Here is a 23,732-nt window from a genome sequence, read left to right as displayed (position 1 = left end):
CCAAACTCGCCTTCAAGACTTCCAAAGGACGGAAACACTCGATGATCACCGTATTCGGTTCCATCAATATGGATCTCATTGCCACGACGACACGGCTCCCGAAGCCCGGAGAAACCGTCGCCGGCAAGGATTTCTCGACGGCTGCAGGTGGCAAGGGCGCAAACCAGGCACTTGCCGCAACACGCGCCGGCGCACGTGTTCGCATGGTGGGCGCGGTCGGCAGCGACGCATTCGCCGCTCCGGCACTGGAGCTCCTCGATCGGGCAGGAACCGATCTTTCCTCGGTCAGCAAGACCTCAGCTCCGACGGGCACCGCGCTCATTCTGGTCGGCGGCGACGGAGAAAACATGATTGCGGTGGTACCCGGCGCGAACGGCACGCTCGGCGAGGCGGACGCGCGGGCCGCGATCGATGCCATGGCGCAGACCGACATCCTGATGCTTCAGCTCGAAATTCCGGCCGGGGCCGTGGAGGAGGCCCTGTCACGCGCGCGGGACCGGGAGATCACCACGATCATCAATATCGCCCCGTTGACTGCCGAGGCGGCGCGCCTCGGCCGGATGGCAAACATCGTGGTCGCCAACGAAACGGAATTCGAGCGTCTCGCCGCGAGGGATGGCATGGGAGCGGACGAACGCGAGAAGGCGCTGCTGCGGCTACATGAGGAAACGGGGCAGACCCTCGTCGTTACGCTCGGCGCCGACGGCGTCATTGCGGTACATCAGGGCGAACTGGTCCAGGTCAGCGGACTCAAGATCGTGCCTGTCGACACGGTCGGTGCCGGCGACACCTTCTGCGGCTATTTTGCAGCGGGACTGGATCAGGGTCTCTCCTTCAAGGATGCGCTCCGCCGGGCCGCGGTCGCGGGCTCACTTGCCTGCCTGAAGTCGGGCGCACAGCCTTCGATTCCGCTGTCGGACGAGGTTGCCACCAGGCTCTGACGCCGGTCTCCGATCTCTCCCTGTCCGCGCCGGTGACGACACCGGCGCGCGTTGTCGTTCGAGGTCAGAAAAAACCGGCCGCTCATTCAATATGCATTAAACTTTCTATTCTTATTCTCGGACCGCTTTCTCCGGCGCCGCCGCTGCACGGAGTGAAACACCGCTCCATGAAGGAGCATTCCCTCCGTATGACCAATTCAACGCGCCGGGCCTCCGGCGTGCGGGTTCGAGGCCGTCATGTTGAAACTGATTTCCAAGTCCATTGCCTTCAAGCTGCAGCTCGTCACCGGCATCGCCATCGCGCTGGTGCTCGCCCTTTCCAACCTGGTTCTCATTTCCCAGACCCGCGATCGCGTCCAGGCGCTGACGATGGAGCAGGCCGACAGCCAGGCGAACGCAATCGCCAATGAGGTCGCCGGCGATATCGGCGAGCTCGCCAGCGCCGCTCGCTCGATGGCGGGCGTGCTCGGCCGCGGGCATGAAGCGCAGTCGTTCGATCGCAAGGGTGCCATCAATCTTCTGAAAGCCAACGTCGAGCAAAATGCCTTCGCCTTCGGCAGCTGGTTCTGCGAAGTCGCGCAGGCATTCGACGGCCGCAAGGAGGACACCGTCAAGAGTCTCGAGCTCGCCGGAAACGACAATGGCGTTTTCACGCCCTACTGGTCGAAGACGCAGGACGGCGGCGTACAGTTTTCCACCTTCAACAACGACTATACGCAGGAGTGGTTTGCCCTCGCCGCAAAGAGCGGCAAGGGCGCCATCACCGCCCCGTATCTGGCAGAAGGAACCGAAGTCCCCACGACCATGAGTTCGATCGCCTATCCGGTGGTCTCCGGCGGCAAGATGATCGGCGTCACGGGCGTCGATATCTCGCTCGGTTCTCTCTCTGAAAAGCTGCAGGCGCTCAAGCCGTTCGAGACCGGCCGGGTCATGCTCGTCGGGCATACCGGGCAGTGGCTCGTGGCTCCGTCGGCCGATCTGTTGATGAAGCCCTATGACGGCGAAGGAGCGGACAAGCTCAAGGCGGCACTATCCTCAGGCAAGCCCGAGACGCTGCTCAACGTCTCTGCCGCTGGGGCAGAACCTTTCGATCGCCTGATCTATCCCTTCGCCGTGCCGGGCGTAAACACCACCTGGGCGGTCATCGTCGACATTCCCGAAAGTGCAATCAGCGCGCCGGTCGAGGCACAAACCGTCATGATGATCATCGGCGGCCTTGTCGTGCTCTGCGCGGTCATGGCTGCACTCTATCTTGCCGCACGCGCCTATGTTCAGAAGCCGCTGCACGCCATCGTCGCAGACGTCGATCGTCTCGGTGCCGGCAACTACGAGACGGCGGTCGAGGGACAGAACCGTACCGACGAGCTGGGACTTGTGGCCAAGGCTCTCGAAGGCTTCCGCCATCGTCTTTCCGAAGGGCGGACACTCGAGGGCGAAGCAGCGCGGCAGCGCCGGGCAGCAGAGGACGAGCGCAACCGTTCCGAAGCGGAACGCGAGGAAAGCGCCTCCCTCCAGCAGAAGGTGGTCACCATGCTCGGCACCGGACTATCGGAACTTTCGAACGGCAATCTCGGCTATCGCATCCAGGCCGATTTCCCTGGCGAATACGCCGCGCTGAAGGCCGACTTCAACGCCGCCGTCGCCAGCCTCGAAAACGCGATCAACGCCGTCAACGTGAGCGTCGGAGCGATCAACAACGGCAGTACCGAGATCAGCGACAGCGCGGATAACCTCTCGCGGCGCACCGAACAGCAGGCGGCGAGCCTCGAGGAGACGGCTGCCGCGCTCAACCAGCTCACCGAGCAGGTGAACTCCAGCGCGGACAATGCAGCGATCGCGGCACGCACGGTGCAGCTTGCCTGCCAGGATGCCGAGCGCTCCGGCGAGGTCGTCCAGCGGGCGGTCACGTCCATGCACGGCATCGAGCAGTCGTCCGGAGAAATCTCCCGCATTATCGGGGTCATTGACGAAATCGCCTTCCAGACCAATCTGCTGGCGCTCAACGCGGGCGTCGAGGCCGCGCGCGCCGGGGAAGCCGGCAAGGGCTTCGCCGTCGTGGCACAGGAGGTGCGGGAACTCGCCCAGCGCTCCGCCAACGCGGCAAAGGAAATCAAGGCCCTGATCACGGCCTCGGGCGCCCAGGTCAAGGATGGCGTGGCCCTTGTGGGTGAAGCCGGCGATACGCTGCACAAGATTGCCGAACAGGTCATGCAGATCAATACGATCATCGCCGAGATCTCCGCATCGGCGACGGAGCAGGCCTCGGGCCTCAAGGAGATCAATACCGCCGTCCACCAGATGGACCAGGTCACGCAACAGAATGCGGCCATGGTCGAGGAAACCACAGCGGCGAGCATGACATTGAAGACCGAGGCGCAGAACCTGAGATCACTGGTGACGCGTTTCCGCACCTCCGGCGCCGCACGGGAGACGATAGCACCGCCCGCGTATCCGGCAGTCGCAACGCGCGAACCCGCCCGTGTCGCCAGACCGGCGGTCCGCGGTGGCGCGGCAGCTGTTGCCGTCCAGGAGAGCTGGGAAGAATTTTAAGCCGCGACGCAACGGTACTACAAACCATAAGGCCGCGGGCTTTGTCCGCGGCCTTTTCGCTTTCAGAGTCGCGCAAGCCGCTCGGTCAAGAGGTCGAAGAAGCCGTCTGAATCCACGTGACGCATGACCCTGGCGTTCGGCGTGCGCCCGGAGACACGCCACCAATCGACGACGGTCATGCCCATCGTGAGTTCGGAGGTCGTCTCGATCTCGACGTTGCAGTTGCGCCCCGTAAATAGTTCCGGCTTCAGCAGATACGCGATTACCGTTGGGTCATGCAGCGGCCCGCCGTCCGAACCATATTTCTCGACATCGAAGCGCTCGAAGAATTCGAGCCAGTCCACCATGGCCTTGGCCGGACGGGTGCCGATTGCGGCGATTCGCGCGACCCTCGCCTTCGTCGTCATGAGCTGGTGGGTCACGTCGAGCGGCATCATCACGATCGGGATACCCGAGCGGAAGACGATGTCGGCGGCCTGAGGATCGACGAAGATGTTGAACTCTGCGGCGGGCGTGATGTTGCCTCCTTCGGAGAAGCCGCCGCCCATCATCACGAGTTCGCGGACACGCGGCGCAATATCCGGCGCCTTGCGCAACGCCATGCCGATATTGGTCAACGGTCCGAGCGTACAGAGCGTAACGGTCCCCTCCTCCTCGCGACGCAGTGTTTCGATGATGAAATCAACCGCGTGCTGCGGGCGAACGGCCATTGTCGGTTCGTCGAGCACGGCTCCGTCGAGACCGGTCTTGCCATGAACATGCTCGGCGGTCACCAGCGGCCGCTCGAGCGGCTTGTCAGCCCCCTCATAGACGCCGATGTCGGAGCGTCCCGCCAATTCGCAAACGATGCGGGCATTGCGGCTCGTCAGCCTGAGGGGCACATTGCCGGCGACCGCACATATCCCGAGCACCTCGATCTCATCGGGGCTGCCGAACGCCAGCATGAGCGCAGCGGCGTCATCCTGACCCGGATCCGTATCGATGATGATTTTTCTGCGCGCGGTCATTCGTCGGTCACCTCTGCTCGTTATCGCACCGGGTGATGGGCGCGCAGGCAAGCCTTGTCAAGCTCACGCATGCTTGCAGTCGATGGGACCTCACCCCATATGGGGAGCGTCGGCCCAGACGTGTGACTGTCGGTGGCCGACGACGACACGAGGACGACGAATGAGCCGTATGAAACCACTCGCAACCCCCTTACTGTTGGGCTTCGAGTCGAACAACTCGGTTGTCACGCAGATCGCCCGCGCAAACGACGGCTACCCACCCTACGATATCGAGCGATTGCGCGAGACGGGCGGTGCCCCGGAGCGACTGCGAATCACGCTTGCGGTGGCCGGTTTCTCCGAAAGCGAGCTCGACGTTTCACTGCAGGCGAACAGGCTGATCGCGCGAGGCAAGCAGACCGAGCGGTCGGATGGCGATTTCCTCTTTCGAGGTATCGCGGCGCGACAGTTTCAACGCGTCTTCCTGCTGGCCGAGGGCATGGAAGTCCTTGGCGCGACACTGAAAAATGGACTTCTGTCGATCGATCTCGTGCGGCCGGAGCCGGCACAAGTGGTGAAGAAAATTAACATTTCGACGGCACAATAGGGTCAACGGCCTGATGAGCCGTTGCTCCCTTATCGGTGGAGGATCGGAATGTTACTGAGAGAAGCAAACGCCCGACTGACGCAATCCGAACTGGCGCATCTTGGCACAGGCGAAGTCGGCTACATCCGGAAAATGCGATTCGACGAGATTTCGCGCTGCTTTCCCGAGGCTCCTGAGGTCGATCCGAGGCTCGATCTCTGGGCGTTGTTCGGTGCCGACGGCACCCCCATTCTGCTCACCGACAATCGGTCCAGCACCTTCTACAAGGCCGCAGAGGACGAGCTTCAGACCGTCAGCCTGCACTGACGGTCAAACCTTGCGGAAGGTGAGATAGGCCGAACCCCGGCCCTCACGCCGGGCCTTTGCTTCGTAGCGCGTACCCGGCCATCCGGCGAACGGCGTCTTCCAGTCAGCTGCATTTCTCGCAATCCACTCGAAGCCGCCATGGTCGCGGCAGTGGACGAGCGTCCAATTGACATAGTTGTCGATGTCCGAGGCGAAGCAGAAGAGCCCGCCCGGTTTCAGCACGCGATGAAAGCGCGCCAGATTGGCTTGCGATACAAACCGCCGCTTCCAGTGTTTTTTCTTCGGCCATGGATCAGGATAGAGAAGATCGATCTCATCGAGACATGCATCCGGCAACCAGTCGAGAAGAGCGGTCGCGTCGTCGTCATAGAGACGAATGTTGCGAAGCCCCCTGGCCTCGACCTCGGCCAGCAGCTTCGCCATCGAATTGACGAAAGGCTCGACGCCGATGAAGCCGGTGGATGAGGTTTCTGTCGCCCGGTGTATGAGGTGCTCACCACCGCCGAAGCCGATTTCCAGACGCAGCTTGTCGACCGGGACGGGGAAGAGGGACCCCAGCCTCTCAGGCGACGGTACGGAAAGATCGACCCGCAGTGCCGGCAGCAGGCTGCTCATCCGCTCGAGCTGTTGTTCCCGAAGGGGTTTTCCCTTTCGGCGACCGAAGAATGCTTCGGTCGCCCGGCTGCGGCGTTCTGGGGAAGTCATCGGCAGTATCAGGCTTTCACGGCATCCTTGAGCGGCTTGACCAGGTCGAGGCGCTCCCAGGAGAAGGAGCCGTCGCGACCCGGCTTGCGCCCGAAGTGACCGTAAGCAGCCGTCTTGGCGTAGATCGGCTTGTTGAGGTCGAGGTGACGGCGGATGCCCGATGGCGAAAGATCCATGACCTTGCGGATTGCCGCCTCGACCTGCTCTTCGCTGACCGTGCCGGTACCATGCAGGTCGACATAGATCGACAGCGGCTGGGCGATGCCGATCGCATAGGAAAGCTGGATCGTGCAACGGTCCGCAAGGCCGGCGGCTACGACATTCTTCGCGAGATAGCGCGCGGCGTAGGCCGCTGAGCGGTCGACCTTTGTCGTGTCCTTGCCGGAGAAGGCGCCGCCACCGTGAGGGGCAGCTCCGCCGTAGGTGTCGACGATGATCTTGCGGCCGGTGAGGCCTGCATCCCCGTCCGGGCCGCCGATCACGAACTTGCCGGTCGGGTTTACGTACCAGTTGCAGTCGTCGGCGATCTTGAGGTCGCCGACCGCTTCACGGATATACGGTTCCACGACGGAGCGGACCTTGGCGGAGTCCCAACTCTCGTCCAGGTGCTGGGTCGACAACACGATGGAGACGATCTCGGACGGCTTGCCGTCGACATACCGTACCGTGACCTGGCTCTTGGCGTCCGGGCCGAGCTTGGCCGCCTCGCCTTCACCCTTCTTGCGGGCAGCGGCGAGCAGTTGCAGGATGCGGTGGGAATAGTAGATCGGCGCCGGCATGAGGTCCGGGGTCTCGCGGCAGGCATAGCCGAACATGATGCCCTGGTCGCCCGCGCCTTCGCTGTTTGCATGGTCGGCCGCCTTGTCGACGCCTTGGGCGATGTGGGCGGACTGGAAGTGCAGCAGGACGTCGATCTTCACCGTCTTCCAGTGGAAGCCATCCTGCTCGTAGCCGATGTCACGGATCGCCTTGCGAGCCGCCGACTTGAACTTGGAGGGATTGATGACCTCGTTGCCGTTCTTGTCCTTCTTCATGAGGCTCGGCGGAAGCCGAACCTCGCCGGCGATCACGACACGATTGGTCGTCGCAAGGGTTTCACAGGCGATGCGCACGCCCCAAGGGTCGACGCCGGTCTTTGCCGCTTCCCTGTAAACCAGATCGACGATTTCGTCGGAAATCCGATCGCAAACCTTGTCCGGATGACCTTCGGAAACGGATTCGCTCGTGAAAAGATAATTAGCGCGCATGCGGGATTCCCCTCAAAGAACAAGCCGCATTCTTGTTATTCAGTTCACGACCGAAAGACAAGCGCACAACGACATAAATATATCTTTATGTGATCGCCCGAGCACTTCGCGAGACACGAAAAAAGGCGACCCCGAAGGGCCGCCTCCCATCGCCCCCGAAAACGAAGGAAATCACTCGCCGTCTGCTTCGGCGGCCAGAGCCTTGACGAGATCAACGATCTTGCGGCGGACCTTCGGGTCGGCAATCTTCACGAAAGCACGATTGAGCTGCAGGCCTTCCGACGAAGACAGAAAATCCACGACGTAGTTGGAGCTCGACGCTTCGGCCATGCCGGCGGCAACATTTCCCTGTTCACCCGGCGCATCCTCGAAAAAGAAGGAAACCGGCACGTTCAGGATGCTCGAAATGTTCTGAAGGCGGCTGGCACCAACGCGGTTGGTACCCTTCTCGTACTTCTGGATCTGCTGGAAGGTGATGCCGAGGCTCTCGCCCAGCTTTTCCTGACTCATCCCAAGCATGGTTCTGCGAAGACGAATCCGGCTTCCGACGTGAATGTCTATCGGGTTCGGCTTCTTCTTATTCTCGATCATGATGTGATCCTGACAAAAGTTGGCAAAGGACCGACAACCCGGTTTGCTTGCAGGGAACCATAACGAGGCGTTGTAAGGCCAACAGACGGAACTCGAAGCATACGTACAGATTGGTGGTTTCTTCCACTATGCATTTTTAGGGGTTTTTGGTCAATTCTTCCCGAAAATAAAACCCATGCGTGAAAAGACCGCACCTATGACGACAGCTGCCCATATCGCCCAGAAGTTGCGCTCTCGGAAGTTGTTTCCTAATTTAGGGCCTGAATCAATATTTACGGTTGCATCCTCAACGCCCTGCGCGTCGAGCGAAAGACCGGAAAAAGTCCGTCCGCGCTCGTCGATCACGGCCGAAATTCCGTTGTTTGCGCTGCGGATCAAAGGCAATCCGTTCTCGACGGCCCGCACACGCGCCTGCAGGAAGTGCTGGTATGGGCCGGGCGTGCGGCCGAACCAGGCATCGTTGGTAATGTTGAGAATGGCTCCCGCATCCGCCCAGCCGCCCGTCATCTCCGCGGGGAAGATCACCTCGTAGCAGATCAGCGGGTAGAGCTTTACGCCGCCGGGCAGCGTAAGCATCGTGCGATCGGCGGCCGCGGAGAACCCGCCCGGCAGACTGATCAGGTTGTCGAAACCGATCCGCCTCAGAACATCCTCGAATGGCACGTACTCGCCGAATGGCGTCAGGTGAACCTTGTCAGAGGCGGCGACAATCTGCCCCTTGTCGTCGATCACGTAGATCGAATTGTAATAGCGCGGCGGACGGCCGGCCCCTTGCGTCTCCGATCGGACCGTGCCGGTGACGAGAACCTGCCCCTCCTGCAGCATGTCGGCGATGCTTGTGAGAGCATCCGGGTTTTCGGTCAGGATGAAGGGAATCGAGGTCTCGGGCCAAACGATGACATCGGGACGCTTACCACCCTCTGCGACGGGCAGGACCGAGAGCTCCAGATGCGTCTTGAAGATCGCCTCGCGATCGCCGTTTGCAAGCTTTTTCGCCTGATCGATCGCAGGCTGGACGAGCCGGACCGTCAGTTGCTTGCTATCGCCCGCCTCCGGCATAGACAACCGATAGGCTCCGTAGCCGAGATGGAGCAAGAACAGGCCCGCGGCGATCGCAAGGCCCGGCACCGCCCCCCGTCGCGTGCCGAGCAAGGCAGGCGCCGAAAAGACGAGAACGGCGAGCGTCGTCACGCCGAAAAGGCCGAGAACGTGTACGGATTGCATCATCAACGGTATCGGCATTGCACCATAGCCGATCGCGTTCCACGGAAAGCCGGTCGCGACGAAACTGCGCAGCCATTCGGCAATTCCGAAGCCCGCCGCAAGCGCCAGAATCCGCCCGAAACCGTCGGACCAGAGGAGCCGCGCTACGAGAGTTGCAAAGCCGTAGAAAACGGCAAGGACCGCGGGCAAGCCGATAACCGCGAGCGGCAGTGCCCAGGCGAACTCATCCGCTTCCAGGAGCAGGGCGTGGCCAAGCCACCAGAGGCCGGTGACAAAATAGCCGAAGCCGAAAAGCCAACCGATAAGGAAGGCGGACCGCAAGCCGAAAGACGTGCCGTTCTCCGGATGGCTCGCCGTCCCGTCCAGAAGCCAGACGAGCAGGGTAAATGCGATGAAGAGAGCCGCGACGAATCCGTACGGCGGCAGGGCAAGTGCCCCGATCGCGCCTGCGAGCACCGCCAGCGCGATCCTCGTCATTCCCCAGAACAGCATGATTCTGCCTGCCAGCCGCTCCATGCGCTTTCCTTCCCCTGTCGCGAATCAACCCGCGGCAGTCTCCCAAAATTCGGTGGGTTTGTCGCGCGAAGGGCGGGAAAGGTAGCCTTCAGTGGGTTGGATCGGGTACGACCGGTGTAGCTGTCGCTTCGGATCCGACGGGCGACATTGCCTGAACCGTCGGCGCGGCATCGGCACGGGCAACCGGAGACTGGTGCTGCGCTCGTTTCCGCGTGACGCGCACCCGCTTGATGCGACGTGGATCGGCATCCAGGATGTGGAACGTGAAGCCTGCAAGCACTTCGACGGCTTCGCCCCGGCTGGGGATGCGCCCGAGCGCATAAAAGATCAGACCGCCGAGGGTGTCGACATCTTCGCTCTGTTCGCGGACATCGAAGTCCGAACCGATGACGCCTGCGATCTCTTCGAGTTCGACCCGGGCATCGGCGACGAAGACATCCTCGGAGAGACGGACAACCTTCGCGTCGTGCTCGTCGTCATGCTCGTCTTCGATGTCGCCGACCACCATCTCGAGGATGTCCTCATGCGAGACGAGACCGTCGGTACCGCCGTATTCGTCGATGACGAGCGCCATCTGCGTGCGCGCCGCCCGCATCCGGTTCAGAAGGTCGGAGGCAAGCATGGAGGGCGGCACGAAGAGGACCGGCCGGACGATTGCCGCGTCGGCCACGGTTTTCGAAAGGTCGACGGAGCCAAGATCGAGCGCGGCTGCGCCGGCGCCATTCTTTGCCTGCTTGGTCAGATAGGAAAGAAGATCGCGGATGTGGACCATTCCGCGGGGATCATCGAGGGTCTCATGGTAGACCGGCATGCGCGAACGACCCGATTCCTCGAAGATCGCCATCAGTTCGCCGAGACTGGTGCTCTGGTCTACCGCTTCTATGTCAACGCGAGGGATCATCACGTCTTCCACGCGCACCTCGCGGAAACGCAGGATGTTGTGGAGCATCGCCCGTTCTTCAGGGGAGAAGGCCTCGTTTGCACCGGAATCCGCCAGAAGCGCGTCGGTCAGGTCTTCCCGCAGATTGGTGGCATGAAGGGGCCGGAGAATGCGGGCCGCGCGCGCCCAGAAGGACGTCGGCGCCCTGCCCGTACTCTCAGGCTTTATAGGATTCCCGCCCTCATCTGAGGCGCCGTCTCCCTCTGCGGTGTCGACGGTTGTTCTTGCTGTAAAATCGCTCATCATTCCATACTGTCAGATCGGGTCTTGCCCCGCATAGGGATCAGATAGGCCAAGTGAGGCCAAAATGCGAGTCTCAAGCCCTTCCATTATCTCAGCTTCGCTCGCATCCATGTGATCGTAGCCGAACAGATGCAGAAAGCCGTGCACGAGGAGATGGGTGAGGTGCTCCTCGAAGGTCTTCGAGAGTTCATCCGCCTCGCGCTCCACCGTCTGTCTGGCGATTACAATATCCCCAAGCATCGGTCCGGGCACCCCCCCAGGAGTGAGGGGAAACGCGGGAAAGGAAAGGACATTGGTCGGCTTGTCCTGATTTCGCCACTCCGCATTGATCTCGCGGATTGCCGCATCGTCGGTGAAGACCAGCGACACTTCGGGAACCATGTCCGGGAAAGGCTGTCCCTCGTAGCCGGCGAGATAGTCAGCCGCTGCCCCGAGAACTCTCTCGCAGAGGGCCTGCAACGCAGGCTCCGGCGGCCAACCATCATCCTCGATGGAAATTTGTATGTCGAGTTCCTGCATCTTCTTCCAGTCGCGCTCGCGTCGTCTTTCCGAAGCTCGCTTGAGCATGCCGGCCGCAACGCCGTCGCGAGCTTCAAGGATCGCCAGACTAGCGGTCGGTTTGCTCACTTTCGTCCTGGACTGCATACTGCGCGTCATAGGCCTGCACGATCCGGCCCACCAGCGGATGCCGGACGACGTCGACGTCCTTGAAGCGAATAACCGAGATTCCCTCAACGCTCCGCAGGATCTGCAGGGCCTCGACGAGACCCGACTTCACGCCGCGCGGCAGGTCGACCTGGCTCGGATCGCCCGTGACAATCATCCGGGCATTCTCGCCGAGACGCGTCAGGAACATCTTCATCTGCATCGAGGTGGTATTCTGGGCCTCATCGAGAATGACGGCCGCATTCGACAGCGTGCGACCACGCATGAAGGCGAGCGGGGCGATCTCGATGACGCCAGCGGTGATCGCCCGCTCGACCTTGTCGCCGGGGATCATATCGTAGAGCGCATCGTAGAGCGGCCGCAAATACGGGTCCACTTTTTCCTTCATGTCGCCGGGCAGGAAGCCCAACCGCTCTCCGGCCTCGACGGCCGGGCGCGAGAGAATGATACGGTCGACGAGACCGCGCTCCAGCAGTTGCGCCGCGTGGGCGACGGCAAGATAGGTCTTGCCGGTGCCGGCCGGGCCGACGCCGAAAACGAGTTCCGACCGCTCGAGCGCCCGCATGTAGGCGTCCTGCGTGGGGGTGCGCGCGGCGATCGTCTTCTTGCGCGTGGCGATCTGCGACATGGTGAGCTTCGCCTTGCGCTCGAGGGTAGGCAGCGTCAGCTGGTCGTCGGTGGCGACCGCCATCCGGATCGCGCCCTCGACATCGGAGCTCTCGACGCTTCCACCACTCTGAAGCCGGGCATAGAGGAAATCCAGGGCACGCCGCGCCTGGTTCGTCGCCTGCAAGTCGCCGGAAATCGCGACGGTATTGCCGCGGGCCCTGGCATCGATGTGCAGCCGCTCCTCGAGAAGCTTTAGGTTCTGATCAAATTGCCCGAAGAGTTCGCTGGCGAAGCGGTTGTTCTCGAACGTCAAGATGAAATGATTGGCGTCGGTCGCAGCAGCCCGTGAGTGGCGCGAGGGTGAAGAAACCAATTCCTGTTCGTTCAAGCGGGTCAGACTCCCATGAGGATGAGTATCAAGCCCTCACTCTAACTCTATGCCACCTCGGCAAACAAGCTGTTTGGGCCGGTTCCGGTGATTCGTACCTTGATAGTGTCACCGATCTCCACGTCTTTTGCATCAACATTCACCGATTGCAGCCAGGGCGACCTGCCGATGAGCTGTCCGGGGAGCCGCCCCGGCTTTTCAAGCAGAAGGTCGATCGTCTTGCCGACACAGGATCTGGCGAATGCATGCTGCTGGCTGAGCAGCAGTTCCTGCAGCCGCGCGAGCCGTTCGGCCTTTACCTCGTCCGGCACGTGGTCCGGCATGTCGGCTCCCGGCGTGCCCGGTCGCGACGAGTATTTGAAGGAGAACGCCTGAGCATATCCGACTGTCTCCACGAGCCGCAGGGTCGCCTGGAAATCCTCCTCCGTCTCGCCCGGAAAGCCGACGATGAAATCCCCAGAAAGGGCGATGTCCGGACGCGCGGCGCGGATACGCTCGACGAGCGCGATGTAGTCGGCAGCCTTGTGACGCCGGTTCATCGCCTTCAGTATCCGGTCCGACCCGGACTGAACCGGCAGGTGCAGATACGGCATCAGCATGTCGAGGTCGCGATGCGCTTCGATCAGGCGGTCATCCATGTCGCGCGGATGGCTGGTCGTGTAGCGCAGGCGCTTCAGCCCGGGAATATCGGAAAGGCGGTAGAGCAGATCGCCAAGCCCCAATTGCTCACCCGTTTCTCCCTCCGCGTGCCAGGCATTGACGTTCTGCCCGAGCAAGGTGAGCTCCCGCACGCCGGCCGAAACGAGCTTTTCGGCCTCGCGTACAATCTGTTCCAGCGAGCGAGATATCTCGGACCCACGCGTATAGGGTACGACGCAGAAGGTGCAGAACTTGTCGCAACCCTCCTGAACCGTCAGGAAGGCGGTGACGTTGCGCTTGGTTGACGCCGTCTTCGACTGGTCCGGAAGGTGCTCGAACTTGTCTTCGACCGCGTATTCCGTGTCCACAACCGACTGCCCAGAGCGGGCGCGCTTCAATGCCTCGGGAAGGCGATGATAGGTCTGCGGCCCAATCACGACATCGACAGACGGCGCGCGCCGGATGATCTCCTCACCTTCGGCCTGCGCGACGCAGCCGGTGACGCCGATCATGAACTCCCGGCCTTCGGCCTGCCTCTCGTTCTTCATGTCGCGCAGGCGACCGAGCGCCGAATAGACCTTTTCAGCGGCCTTCTCGCGGATGTGGCAGGTGTTGAGGAGAACGAGATCGGCCTCCTGCATGTCGTCGGTCGCCACATAGCCTTCGCCGGCCAGCGCCTCGGACATACGGCCGGAGTCATAGACGTTCATCTGGCACCCGTAGGTCTTGATGAAGACCTTCCGGGATGGGCCGGGCTGACCGAGTTCTGTTTCCGGTGATACTGCGCTGTTCTGGTTCATGGCCGCTATCTAGTGGCTTTCGGTGCCTGTTTAAACCCTAAAATGCGCTCAGGCGGGATGCCGGCCGCGCAGGTGGTCGAGCAGCATCGTTCGGATACGACCCTCCATAAGCGCGCTCAGTTGCTTGCGCTTGTCGCCCTCGCGAAATTCTGCCGTTTCGCCGAAGCTCACGTCGACGTCGAGCGCGCCCGCCTTGAGCACACCGATCAGATGCGGCAGCAGCCGAACGTCACCCGGCCATCCTGCGAGCGGACGATGGTAACGCCCCATCGGCAGACCATAGACGCGGGTATAGGCGATCGCGACCGGCTGCACATGAACGACACCCTGCGGAGCGAGCGGCAGGGCCGCCGCGGCAGCACCGAACAGCGAACTCTTCATCTCGAGAAGCCGGTTTCCATCGGACGTGGTGCCTTCGGGAAAAAGCACAACAATTTCGCCGTCGGCCATTCGCTCGGCGATCTCGTTGACCTGGTCACCGGTACGCCGCTTTTCCTCCCGCACGACGAAGATGCTCTTCTGTAGCCGAGCGAGCAGGCCGAAGACCGGCCACGTCTTCACCTCGTTCTTGGCGATGAAGACGACGTCGGCAACAGCACCGAGTACGAGTATATCCTTCCAGGAGGCGTGGTTCGCAGCGATCAGCAAGGGCCTGCGGTTGTCGAGGCGACCGTGGACGTGAATGCGGATGCCGAGCATCCGACAGGCGATGCGATGCCAAAGACGTGGAAGCCGGCGACGCAGCCGCCAGTCGAAAGCGAGGCCTGCCAGTTGGACCGGCGCCAGCAGGAGAGTCGAGGCCGCGATCACGAAGAGGAGGAACCCGATCCGTAACGAGGTGATCAAAACCGCTTCTCCGGAAGCCGGGTCATGGCGTCAGCCGTCGTCCTTCTTGAGGGGGACGCCATAGAGCTCGAGGCGATGATCGACGAGACGGAAACCGTATTCGCGGGCGATCCGTTCCTGGAGCGCTTCGATCTCGGGAGAATGAAACTCGATCACCTTGCCGGTTTTCAGGTCGATCAGGTGGTCGTGATGTTCTTCCGGAACCGTCTCGTAGCGGGAGCGGCCATCGCGGAAATCATGCCGCGCGATGATGCCCGCGTCTTCGAACAGCTTGACGGTACGATAGACCGTCGAGATCGATATGCGAGAGTCCACCGCGGACGAACGCCGGTAAAGCTCCTCGACGTCCGGATGATCGTCAGACTCCTCGAGAATCCGGGCGATGACGCGCCGCTGTTCGGTCATGCGCATGCCGCGCTCGACACAGAGATCTTGAAGCGATTTGACGGGTTCGCTCATGGCAGCATGCAAGTCCGGCGTTCAAAGGTAAAGCAAGGCAACTATCGGAGATCACGCCGCATGACAAGCGCGGAGGACCGGCGACCTTGCTCATCGGTGTAATAGGCCGGCCGTTCGCCAGCCTTCTGAAAGCCAAGCTTGTTGTAGAGCCCGAGTGCGGCGGCGTTGCCGTCGTCCACCTCCAGGAACATCGCCTCGCCTCCGCGGGCACCGGCCTCGCGGATCGCCGCCTGCATCAGGCGCCAGCCAAGGCCGTTGCGACCAAGCTTCTCGTTGACGGCGATCGTCAGGATTTCCGCCTCCCCCGCAGTCTCGCGCGCCAGAACGAAACCGGCGAGCGGAGGCTTGAAGATAAGCGTATTCGTCTGCCACGTCACGAAGCCGAACGTGTGCGGCTGCAGAAGCAGGCTCAGGAACTCTCCATCCCCCCAGGGGCGTGCAAAACGCTGGCCATGGAGAACCGAAACGGCGGCACAATGCTCGCGCGTCATCTCGATGATTTCGAATTCGGGCTTGCGGGTGAAATAGGCTTCGCGCATTACGTCGTCACACTCGTGCAATTGCAAATCCGGCCTGAGGCTTGGCATCCGGCCCACGGAGATAAAGCGGCTTCGGCTTTCCCGCCGGATCGCTCGCCGCCCCCAGTCTGGCAATGATCGCGATCGGGAAGTGGTCCGGAGGCGTCTCGACGGCTTCGCCCGCAAGCAGCGAAGCAGCAGAGCCCGTCACATGGGCGCCGAGCCTCCGGACGAGATCTTGCACGTCTCCGATGCTCCCGAGCATCGGCTCGGTCACCGCGTTGCCGTTGGCGAAGGCCTGAGCATAGACTTCGCCACGCTTGGCATCGACCGCCGCGACAACGGGGGAGCTGTCCGTCTCCACGGCCGCAAGCACCGCAAGCGTCGACACGCCCACGACGGGGATTCCGAGCGCAAGCGCCAGTCCCCGCGCGGCGGCGACACCAACTCTGATACCGGTAAAGGACCCGGGGCCGACAGTGACGGCAAGACGCTCGACCGCCTCCAGGGGAAGGCCGGCCGCAGCAAGCGCCGCGTCGATCTTTTCCATGAGTTTTTCGGCGTGCCCACGACCGATCGTTTCAGTCGCCGCACCGAGCACGGCCGCCTTGTCGCTATCGTAGACGGCAGCCGAGCAGTCCACGCCCGCCGTGTCGATTGCAAGAACGATCATGCATCACCCCCAAGACCGCGCGGTGTCAGACCGCCTCGACTTCCTGAACTTCGGGGATGAAGTGCCTCAGAAGATTCTGCACGCCATGCTTCAGCGTCGCGGTCGAGGACGGGCATCCCGAGCAGGCGCCCTTCATGTTCAGGTACACCTTGCCGTTCTTGAAGCCGCGGAAGGTGATGTCGCCTCCGTCCTGGGCAACGGCCGGACGAACCCGCGTCTCCAGGAGTTCCTTGATCGTCGCGACAATGGTCTCGTCGGCGGCGTCGAAGAACTCTTCGCCGTCCGCATCGTTGGCAGACGCAGCGGACGCCGCCATCACCTTTGCACCGCTCATGAAGTGCTCCATGATCGTGCCGAGGATCGCCGGCTTGAGATGCTGCCATTCCGGACCGTCCTTGGTGACGGTGATGAAATCGTAACCGAAAAAGACGCCGGTCACGCCCGGGATATCGAAGAGACGGACGGCGAGCGGCGAGGCGCTCGCGCCCTCGGCATCCCGAAATTCGGCCGTTCCCGTTTCCATGACGACCTTGCCCGGAAGGAACTTCAGGGTCGCCGGGTTCGGCGTGGCTTCGGTCTGGATGAACATTGCTTCCTCCTAACGGCCGCAGGCCGCCATCGAGTTTTAGAATTCTTCAAAAGGAAATAGGGCCAATCGGCTTCCGCTTCAAGCACGAATGGCATCGCCGCAACTTATCCCTGGTTCAGCAGAGGGCGTCGATTTCCTCGTTGGTCAGGGAATCCGGGAGCACGGTCACCGGAATCGGAAAGGCCGCGCCGCGCCCGGCGATCATGGAAACCAGTGGCCCCGGCCCTTCCTTTGTCGAACCGGCGGCCAGAACGAGAATCGCGATGTCCCGGTCCTCCTCGATCACCGCATTGATCTGAGCAGCAGGACCTCCCTCGCGGATGACGATCTCCGGCTCCGTCCCGATGGTCTCCCGGACCGTCTGAGCGGCCTTGGCCATCGTCGCCTCGGCCTCCTCGCGCGCCTCCGCACGCATGATTTCCTCGACGCCGAGCCACTGCTGGAAGTCGCCCTCGGGAATGATGTAGAGCAGGACGAGACCGCCGTTCGAGTTCTTCGCGCGCCGTCCGGCATAGTGGAGTGCCCGGTAGCATTCCGGCGTATTGTCGATGACCGCCAGAAACTTTCGCCGGTGTCCCTCAAGGCGTGACAGGCGCGTCGAAACCATGTGCATCCCCCGCCGCCGGACTGCGTTGATCCGCCCACAGACAGGTTCCGGCCGCCCTGCCCGGCTCGTTCGCGACCTTACTGCACGAAGCCGATGATGTCGCGGACTTCCTTCATGGTCTTTTCGGCCCGGGCGCCGGCGCGAGCGCCACCGTCACGCAGGACGCTGTCGATGTAGCCGGGATCGCCCATGAGCCGGCGCATTTCCCCGTTGACGGGCGCGAGCACCTCGACGGCAAGATCGACGAGAGCCGGCTTGAAGACCGAGAACTGCTGTCCGCCGAAGTCCTTCAGGACGTCCGCCTTCGAGCGGTCGGAAAGTGCCGCGAAGATGCCGACGAGATTGTCGGCTTCGGGACGGCCCTTCAGCCCTTCGACCTCGCTCGGCAATGCGTCCGGATCGGTCTTGGCCTTGCGGATTTTCTTCGAGATGGTTTCGGCGTCATCCAGCAGATTGATGCGCGAGAGATCGGAGGGATCCGACTTCGACATCTTCTTGGTGCCGTCCTTGAGGCTCATGACGCGCGGCGCCGGCCCCTCGATCATCGGCTCCACCATCGGGAAATAGGCGTGAACCGGCTCGTCGCCCACGACGATGTCGGTCCCAAGGCCAGCCGCGCGGATCTTCGCCATGAAGTCCATGTTGAACTTCATGGCGATGTCGCGCGTCAGCTCGAGGTGTTGCTTCTGGTCGTCACCGACCGGGACATGGGTCGCGCGGTAGACGAGGATGTCGGCGGCCATCAGGCTCGGATAGGCGAGCAGACCGAGCGAGGCATTCTCGCGGTCCTTGCCTGCCTTATCCTTGAACTGCGTCATGCGGTTCATCCAGCCGATGCGCGCGACACAGTTGAAGATCCAGGCGAGTTCGGCGTGCTGGGGAACCTGCGACTGGTTGAAGACGATATGCTGCTTGGGATCGATACCGGCCGCGATGAAGGCCGCCGTGATCGAGCGGATCTGACCCGGCAGGTCGTCATGGACGAGCTGGGCCGTGATCGCATGCAGGTCGACGACGCAGTAGATGCAATCGTGGCTCTCCTGAAGCGCGACGAACTTGCGGATCGCGCCCAGGTAGTTGCCGAGATGAAGATTGCCGGTCGGCTGAACCCCGGAGAAAACCAGATGCTTGAATTCGCCCATAATCGTCCTCACAGGCTTGTGGAGGGCCCGGCCCCGCTATTGAAACTCGCTCGCGCTTATGCACGCGGCCCGAACGACAATCAAGGGGCGGGTTCGATCAGGTCCCAGCGATTTCCGTAGAGGTCCGCGAAGACGGCGACTGTCCCATAGACCTCGCGTCGAGGCTCTTCGAGGAACTGGACGCCATTTGCAAGAAAGGTCGCGTGGTCATGTGCGAAGTCGTCGGTCTCCAGGAAGAACGCGACCCGGCCGCCCGTCTGGTTTCCAATCGCCTGCATCTGTGCTTCGCCGTCTGCCCGGGCGAGCAGCAGGGCGGCACCGGCCGCTCCTTTCGGCGCGACGACGAGCCAGCGCTTGTCCCCCTCCAAACTGCTGTCGGCAAGGCACTCGAAGCCGAGGACATCGCAGTAGAAGGCTTTGGCGCGGTCGTAATCATCGACCACCAGTGCGACCGTAGCGAGGCGACGCCGGGGCGCTGAACGGGTCATTGCTCGCCATCCGAAGGCAGGCTTTCGGACGATTGGGCGGAACTCCGGGCGCCGCGCTGGAGATTGCGCCGTATCATGCCGAGATCGGCCCCGCCGATGGCGAAGGCAAGGCCGAAATAGACGACTATCGCAACGGCAATCAGCGCGCCGAGCGCCGCGACCTGCGTCAAAAGCTGTGTCTCTGGCTGCAGCCAGCCGCTCCAGCGGTCGGAGAGATAGACGAGCACGCCGGCCATGACCGCGGAGGCGACGACGAGCCGCGCCGCCCTTTTCGCGAGCGCCCAGTCCCACACGAGGTTTCCACGGCGAAGAAGCGTTGTAAACAGGAGGCAGGTATTGACCCAGCCCGCGGCGGCTTCGGCCGTCGCAATCCCGCGCTCGGCGATGAAGGGGAAAAGCGAGATGGCGAGCGCGGAGTTGATAACGACCGAAACCCCGGTGAACCGCATCGGTGTGCGCGTATCCTCCCGTGCATAGAAGCCCGGCTGCAGGGCTTTGATCAGGACGAAGCCCGGAAGCCCGAGGCCGTAGATCGCGAGGATCGAGGCGACGACCGCCGTGTTCTGTTCGGTGAAGGCGCCGCGCTCGTAGAGCACGCGGATGATTTCGTCGGAGAGAACCCAGAGCGCGGCCGCCGCAGGAAGGGTGAGGAACAGCACGAATTCGATCGACCGGTTCTGGATATAGGTCGCCTCCTTCATATAGCCGGCCTTCAGTGCCCTGGCGAGTTCCGGAAGCAGGACGACCCCGACCGCCACGCCGACGACGCCGAGTGGAAGCTGATAGATGCGGTCGGCATACTGGAGGGCGGCGATAGCGCCTTCCTTCCCGGAGGCGATCGCCTGGCCGATGATCTGGTTGATCTGGGTGATACCACCCGTCACCGCCGCCGGGATGGCGAGCACCAGAAGCCGCTTCACGTTGGGCGTGAAGCGCGGAAACCTCAACCCGATGGAAATTCCGGCATGGCGCACGCCGCCATAGACGACGGCCAACTGCAAGACACCGGCGGCGAGCACCGACCAGGAGAGATACCACGCCGTCAGGGCAGGCTCCGCGCCGGTGTAAAGCGCGTAGAACAACGCGCCAATCATGACGACGTTGAGAAAGATCGGGGCGACGGCCGCCGCGAAGAAGTGGTGCAGCGAGTTCAGCATGCCGCTCATCATCGCCGTCAGCGACATCGACATGAGATAGGGAAACATCACCGCAGCAAGCCTGACGGTAATAGACAGCTTCTCCGGATCGTCGGCGAAACCCGGCGCGATGATCCACGAGACGAGGAGCGGCATGGCGAGTTCCATACCGATCGTCAGGATCATCAGGACGGTGAACAGAACCCCGAAGACCTCCTCGGAGAAACGCTTGGCGCCATCCACCCCGTTCGCCTCGATCTCCTTGGCAAAGAGCGGCACGAAGGCGGCATTGAAGGCCCCTTCTGCAAAAAGCCGGCGAAAAAGGTTCGGGAAGCGGAACGCCGCGTAGAAGACGTCGGCCATCGGTCCCGTGCCGAGAGCCGCGGCCATCAGTGTCTCGCGTGCGAAGCCAAAGAGGCGGCTGCCCAGTGTCGCGCCGCCGACGGTGGCAAACTTCTTGACGAGCCCCATGCTCAGGCCTTGACCTTCTTCTGCGCGACCGGACTCTTCTGCAGCTGTGGCGCGATGATGCCGGACGGCATATTGTCGCGGAATTCATCGGCCTGGCCCGCCATCACCGTCTTCAGGCGCGCGATGACACTCGCCTGGCGGTTCTCGTTGGTGACCTTCTGTCCTATGAGGTCAGTGACGTAGAAGGTATCGATCACCTTTTCCCCGAAGGTGGTGATGCGGGCGGACTGTATGTCGAGCGACAGGTCGGAGAACACCGCCGTCACCTCGGCGAGCAAACCGATGCGGTCGAGGCACTCGACCTCGATGACGGTGAACTTGTTCGACAGTGTGTTCGAGATCGTCACGTGTGGCTGCACGGGGAAGGTCTTGTTCCCTTTCTTGCCCTTGCTACGGGTGGCGATCACTTCCGGCAGCCGCTTGCGGCCGGAGAGAACGTCCTCGATCATCTTGCTGATCGTCGCACCTCTCCGCATTTCGTCCTCGTCGATCGGGAACTCACGGTTGACCAGAATGGTGTCCAAAGCGCGACCGTCTGAGGTCGTATAGATCTGGGCATCGGCGATGTTCGCGCCCGCCGCGGCACACGCTCCTGCAATAACCGACAGGAGGCGCGGGTGGTCGGGAGCGAGCACCGTGATCTCGGTGATCGCATGGAAGGAATGGGTCCGGACCATGGTCGCAAGCCCCTTGCCTGTGCTATCCGCCTCACGAATGAAGTGGGCGTGCCGCACCTGATCCTCCAGTGGCACGGTGAGCAGATACGGCTCGTAGTGCAACTTTGTGTACATCGCGCGATCTTTGTCGCTCCAGTCGCCGAGCGCCTTGCTGAGCTGCTCGGCGGCATACTTGGCGCGATCCTTGCGCGACACTTCCGAAAACCCGCCGGACAGCAGCAATTCGGTCTCGTAGTAAAGTGTTCGCAGCAACTGGCCCTTCCAGCCGTTCCACACACCTGGACCAACCGCACGAATATCGCAAACCGTCAGGATCAGGAGCATTTTGAGCCGGTCGAGTGACTGCACCTTCTCGGCGAAATCGCTGATCGTCTTGCGGTCATGCATGTCACGGGTCTGCGCAACCATCGACATGGTGAGGTGTTCATCGATGAGCCAGGCAACGAGTTCCGTCTGCTTCGGGCTGAGGCCGAGGCGCGGGCAGAGCTTGCGCGCGACCCGTGCACCGGCGACGGAATGATCCTCTTGTCGCCCCTTGGCAATGTCGTGAAGGAGAACCGCGACGTAAAGCGAGTCCCGATCCTCAACACCGGGCATGAGGGTCGCGGCGAGCGGATGGATATCCTCGGCCTTCCCCTGGTCGATCTCCGACAGAACCTCTATGGTACGGATCAGGTGCTCATCGACCGTGTAATGATGATACATGTTGAACTGCATCATCGAGACAATCTTGCCGAATTCCGGAATGAAGCGGCCGAGAACGCCGGACTCGTTCATCCGGCGCAGGATCTGCCCCGGCTGACGCCGCGAGGTGAGCATTGACAGGAAAAGCCGGTTTGCCTCCTCGTTTTCCCGGAAGTCGTTGTCGATCAGCGACAGCGAGCGGGTGACGATCTTCAACGCATCAGGATGGAACTCGAGCCCGTTGATATCCGCCACGTGAAAGAAGCGCATGATCGAGATCGGGTCACGTTTGAAGACGTCCTTGTCGGCGAGCGCGATGCGCCCCCTGTCCTCGATGAACTCGATGGTACCGGGAATCTTGCGGGGACGGTTGGCGAAGCGGCCGAGCATCGCCGTCAATACGGGCGCGGCCTTCGCCTGCTGTTCCTCGAGCGTCGCGCAGAAGATGCGGGTCAGGTCGCCGACATCCTTGGCGACGAGGAAGTAGTGCTTCATGAAGCGCTCGACGGCCGAAAGGCCTGGCCGCGGCTGGTAACCGAGGCTGCGGGCGATCTCCGGCTGCAGGTCGAAGGAGAGGCGCTCCTCCGGCTTGCCGGTCAGGAAGTGCATGTGACAGCGCACCGCCCAGAGAAAGTCGTCGGCCTTCTGGAAAAGCCGCAATTCCTGCTTCGAAAGAACGCCGAGCTTGACGAGTTCACCGGCGTCGCGAACATGGTATTTGTACTTGGCGATCCAGAAGAGCGTCTGCAGGTCGCGCAGACCTCCCTTGCCTTCCTTGACGTTCGGCTCGACGAGATAACGGCTGTCGCCTGATTTGCGGTGTCGCTCATCGCGTTCGGCGAGCTTGGCAGCGATGAATTCCGGAGCCGTGTCGCGGGTCACGTCGTGATCGAAACGCTGGTGCAGTTCCCCTACCAGCTCTTCCCGGCCGCAGACGAAGCGTGTCTCGAGGATCGCGGTGCGGATCGTCATGTCCGTTTTCGACAGGCGGATGCATTCCTCGATCGTGCGGGTCGCATGTCCGACCTTGAAGCCCATGTCCCACAGGAGATAGAGCACGAACTCGACGGCGCTGTGCATGTCGGGGGTGAACTTCGCCGGTAGCACGAAGAGCAGGTCGATATCCGATCCCGGCGCCAGGGTGCCGCGACCGTACCCGCCGACGGCCGAGACCGCGATCTTTGCCGCGTCGCGGTAGATCTGGGTTGCGGCACAGTCGAAGATGATGGCGATGATCCGGTCCTGCAGCCAGGAGAGCCGCTGCGCGCAGCGGAGACCGCTACCATCGGCAAAGAGCTGCGCCTTCACCTTCTCGCGCCCTTGAGTGCTTGCGGCGCGCAGGATCGGCAGAAGGGCCGAACGCGTCTCCAGCAGCTTGCCGCCATTGGCGCGAACTGCATTTCCGCATTCTTCCGCGAGAGCGGCGATATCGAGGATTTCGCTGAGATCGAGATCGGACATGGTCATGGCAGTGCGTCAGGCTT

23 protein-coding genes are annotated in these 23,732 nt (G+C 62.2%); 4 read left to right on the top strand and 19 right to left on the bottom strand.

Annotated elements, in window-relative coordinates:
* Positions 1 to 41: 41 nt before the first annotated feature.
* Together DFR48_RS06410 and DFR48_RS06405 are read left to right on the top strand one after the other, a co-directional pair.
* Positions 42 to 941, top strand: coding sequence for a ribokinase (locus tag DFR48_RS06410; RefSeq protein ID WP_114362366.1), 900 nt, complete (start codon positions 42 to 44; stop codon positions 939 to 941).
* Positions 942 to 1,178: 237 nt separating this feature from the next.
* Positions 1,179 to 3,491, top strand: coding sequence for a methyl-accepting chemotaxis protein (locus DFR48_RS06405; RefSeq protein ID WP_114362365.1), 2,313 nt, complete (start codon positions 1,179 to 1,181; stop codon positions 3,489 to 3,491).
* Positions 3,492 to 3,553: 62 nt separating this feature from the next.
* Here DFR48_RS06405 and DFR48_RS06400 read toward each other — a convergent pair whose 3' ends face one another.
* Entirely contained in the window at positions 3,554 to 4,498 is a 945-nt protein-coding gene (locus tag DFR48_RS06400; RefSeq protein ID WP_114362364.1) for a nucleoside hydrolase, read from the bottom strand.
* A gap of 160 nt (positions 4,499 to 4,658) precedes the next feature.
* Between DFR48_RS06400 and DFR48_RS06395 the strand changes: the two genes are divergently transcribed.
* Together DFR48_RS06395 and DFR48_RS06390 are read left to right on the top strand one after the other, a co-directional pair.
* Complete coding sequence (locus tag DFR48_RS06395; RefSeq protein WP_114362363.1) at positions 4,659 to 5,084, top strand: Hsp20 family protein; 426 nt, start codon at positions 4,659 to 4,661, stop codon at positions 5,082 to 5,084.
* 48 nt (positions 5,085 to 5,132) lie between these two features.
* Positions 5,133 to 5,390, top strand: a complete 258-nt coding sequence (locus DFR48_RS06390) for a BQ00720 family protein (protein ID WP_112685651.1) — start codon at positions 5,133 to 5,135, stop codon at positions 5,388 to 5,390.
* Between the two features lie 3 nt (positions 5,391 to 5,393).
* Here DFR48_RS06390 and trmB read toward each other — a convergent pair whose 3' ends face one another.
* From trmB to DFR48_RS06300, 18 genes are all read right to left on the bottom strand, one after another.
* Entirely contained in the window at positions 5,394 to 6,095 is a 702-nt protein-coding gene (gene trmB, locus DFR48_RS06385) for a tRNA (guanine(46)-N(7))-methyltransferase TrmB (RefSeq protein WP_114362362.1), read from the bottom strand.
* An 8-nt stretch (positions 6,096 to 6,103) separates the two neighbouring features.
* A complete protein-coding gene (gene metK, locus DFR48_RS06380) occupies positions 6,104 to 7,342 on the bottom strand; it encodes a methionine adenosyltransferase (protein WP_114362361.1) in 1,239 nt (412 codons plus the stop codon).
* A 171-nt stretch (positions 7,343 to 7,513) separates the two neighbouring features.
* Positions 7,514 to 7,933: a helix-turn-helix domain-containing protein gene (locus tag DFR48_RS06375; protein ID WP_112685657.1), complete on the bottom strand. Its 420-nt coding sequence runs from the start codon at positions 7,931 to 7,933 to the stop codon at positions 7,514 to 7,516.
* Between the two features lie 150 nt (positions 7,934 to 8,083).
* Positions 8,084 to 9,673, bottom strand: coding sequence for an apolipoprotein N-acyltransferase (gene lnt, locus DFR48_RS06370; protein WP_114362360.1), 1,590 nt, complete (start codon positions 9,671 to 9,673; stop codon positions 8,084 to 8,086).
* Positions 9,674 to 9,761: 88 nt separating this feature from the next.
* Entirely contained in the window at positions 9,762 to 10,856 is a 1,095-nt protein-coding gene (locus DFR48_RS06365; RefSeq protein ID WP_114362687.1) for a hemolysin family protein, read from the bottom strand.
* A gap of 12 nt (positions 10,857 to 10,868) precedes the next feature.
* On the bottom strand, positions 10,869 to 11,375 hold the full coding sequence (ybeY, locus tag DFR48_RS06360) for an rRNA maturation RNase YbeY (RefSeq protein WP_114362359.1): 507 nt from the start codon (positions 11,373 to 11,375) through the stop codon (positions 10,869 to 10,871).
* Positions 11,376 to 11,463: 88 nt separating this feature from the next.
* Positions 11,464 to 12,519, bottom strand: a complete 1,056-nt coding sequence (locus tag DFR48_RS06355; RefSeq protein WP_114362358.1) for a PhoH family protein — start codon at positions 12,517 to 12,519, stop codon at positions 11,464 to 11,466.
* Between the two features lie 47 nt (positions 12,520 to 12,566).
* A complete protein-coding gene (gene miaB / locus DFR48_RS06350; RefSeq protein ID WP_114362357.1) occupies positions 12,567 to 13,958 on the bottom strand; it encodes a tRNA (N6-isopentenyl adenosine(37)-C2)-methylthiotransferase MiaB in 1,392 nt (463 codons plus the stop codon).
* Positions 13,959 to 14,006: 48 nt separating this feature from the next.
* Entirely contained in the window at positions 14,007 to 14,804 is a 798-nt protein-coding gene (gene olsA / locus DFR48_RS06345) for a lyso-ornithine lipid O-acyltransferase (RefSeq protein WP_114362356.1), read from the bottom strand.
* Positions 14,805 to 14,834: 30 nt separating this feature from the next.
* Positions 14,835 to 15,263 carry a Fur family transcriptional regulator gene (locus DFR48_RS06340; protein ID WP_112685669.1) on the bottom strand — a complete coding sequence of 143 codons (429 nt, stop codon included), beginning with the start codon at positions 15,261 to 15,263 and terminating at the stop codon, positions 14,835 to 14,837.
* Positions 15,264 to 15,304: 41 nt separating this feature from the next.
* Positions 15,305 to 15,802, bottom strand: a complete 498-nt coding sequence (locus DFR48_RS06335) for a GNAT family N-acetyltransferase (protein ID WP_114362355.1) — start codon at positions 15,800 to 15,802, stop codon at positions 15,305 to 15,307.
* Between the two features lie 7 nt (positions 15,803 to 15,809).
* Positions 15,810 to 16,454 (bottom strand): tRNA (adenosine(37)-N6)-threonylcarbamoyltransferase complex dimerization subunit type 1 TsaB, encoded by a 645-nt coding sequence (gene tsaB / locus DFR48_RS06330; RefSeq protein WP_114362354.1) that lies wholly within the window; start codon positions 16,452 to 16,454, stop codon positions 15,810 to 15,812.
* A 25-nt stretch (positions 16,455 to 16,479) separates the two neighbouring features.
* A complete protein-coding gene (locus DFR48_RS06325; RefSeq protein ID WP_114362353.1) occupies positions 16,480 to 17,043 on the bottom strand; it encodes a NifU family protein in 564 nt (187 codons plus the stop codon).
* A 115-nt stretch (positions 17,044 to 17,158) separates the two neighbouring features.
* Positions 17,159 to 17,650 (bottom strand): universal stress protein, encoded by a 492-nt coding sequence (locus DFR48_RS06320; RefSeq protein ID WP_114362686.1) that lies wholly within the window; start codon positions 17,648 to 17,650, stop codon positions 17,159 to 17,161.
* A 77-nt stretch (positions 17,651 to 17,727) separates the two neighbouring features.
* On the bottom strand, positions 17,728 to 18,792 hold the full coding sequence (gene trpS, locus DFR48_RS06315) for a tryptophan--tRNA ligase (protein WP_114362352.1): 1,065 nt from the start codon (positions 18,790 to 18,792) through the stop codon (positions 17,728 to 17,730).
* 80 nt (positions 18,793 to 18,872) lie between these two features.
* The gene (locus DFR48_RS06310; protein ID WP_114362351.1) at positions 18,873 to 19,280 is read right to left on the bottom strand and encodes a VOC family protein; all 408 of its coding nucleotides are present in this window, start codon (positions 19,278 to 19,280) and stop codon (positions 18,873 to 18,875) included.
* Positions 19,277 to 20,887 (bottom strand): murein biosynthesis integral membrane protein MurJ, encoded by a 1,611-nt coding sequence (gene murJ / locus DFR48_RS06305; RefSeq protein ID WP_114362350.1) that lies wholly within the window; start codon positions 20,885 to 20,887, stop codon positions 19,277 to 19,279. The genes DFR48_RS06310 and murJ overlap by 4 nt, the downstream gene beginning before the upstream one ends.
* A gap of 2 nt (positions 20,888 to 20,889) precedes the next feature.
* On the bottom strand, positions 20,890 to 23,715 hold the full coding sequence (locus tag DFR48_RS06300) for a [protein-PII] uridylyltransferase (RefSeq protein ID WP_114362349.1): 2,826 nt from the start codon (positions 23,713 to 23,715) through the stop codon (positions 20,890 to 20,892).
* Positions 23,716 to 23,732: the final 17 nt, after the last annotated feature.

Source organism: Ciceribacter lividus (genome assembly GCF_003337715.1).
Taxonomy (GTDB): Bacteria; Pseudomonadota; Alphaproteobacteria; order Rhizobiales; family Rhizobiaceae; genus Allorhizobium; species Allorhizobium lividum.
The sequence above is the reverse complement of the archived record's forward strand: the minus strand, read 5'-3'. Positions and strand labels throughout refer to the sequence as shown.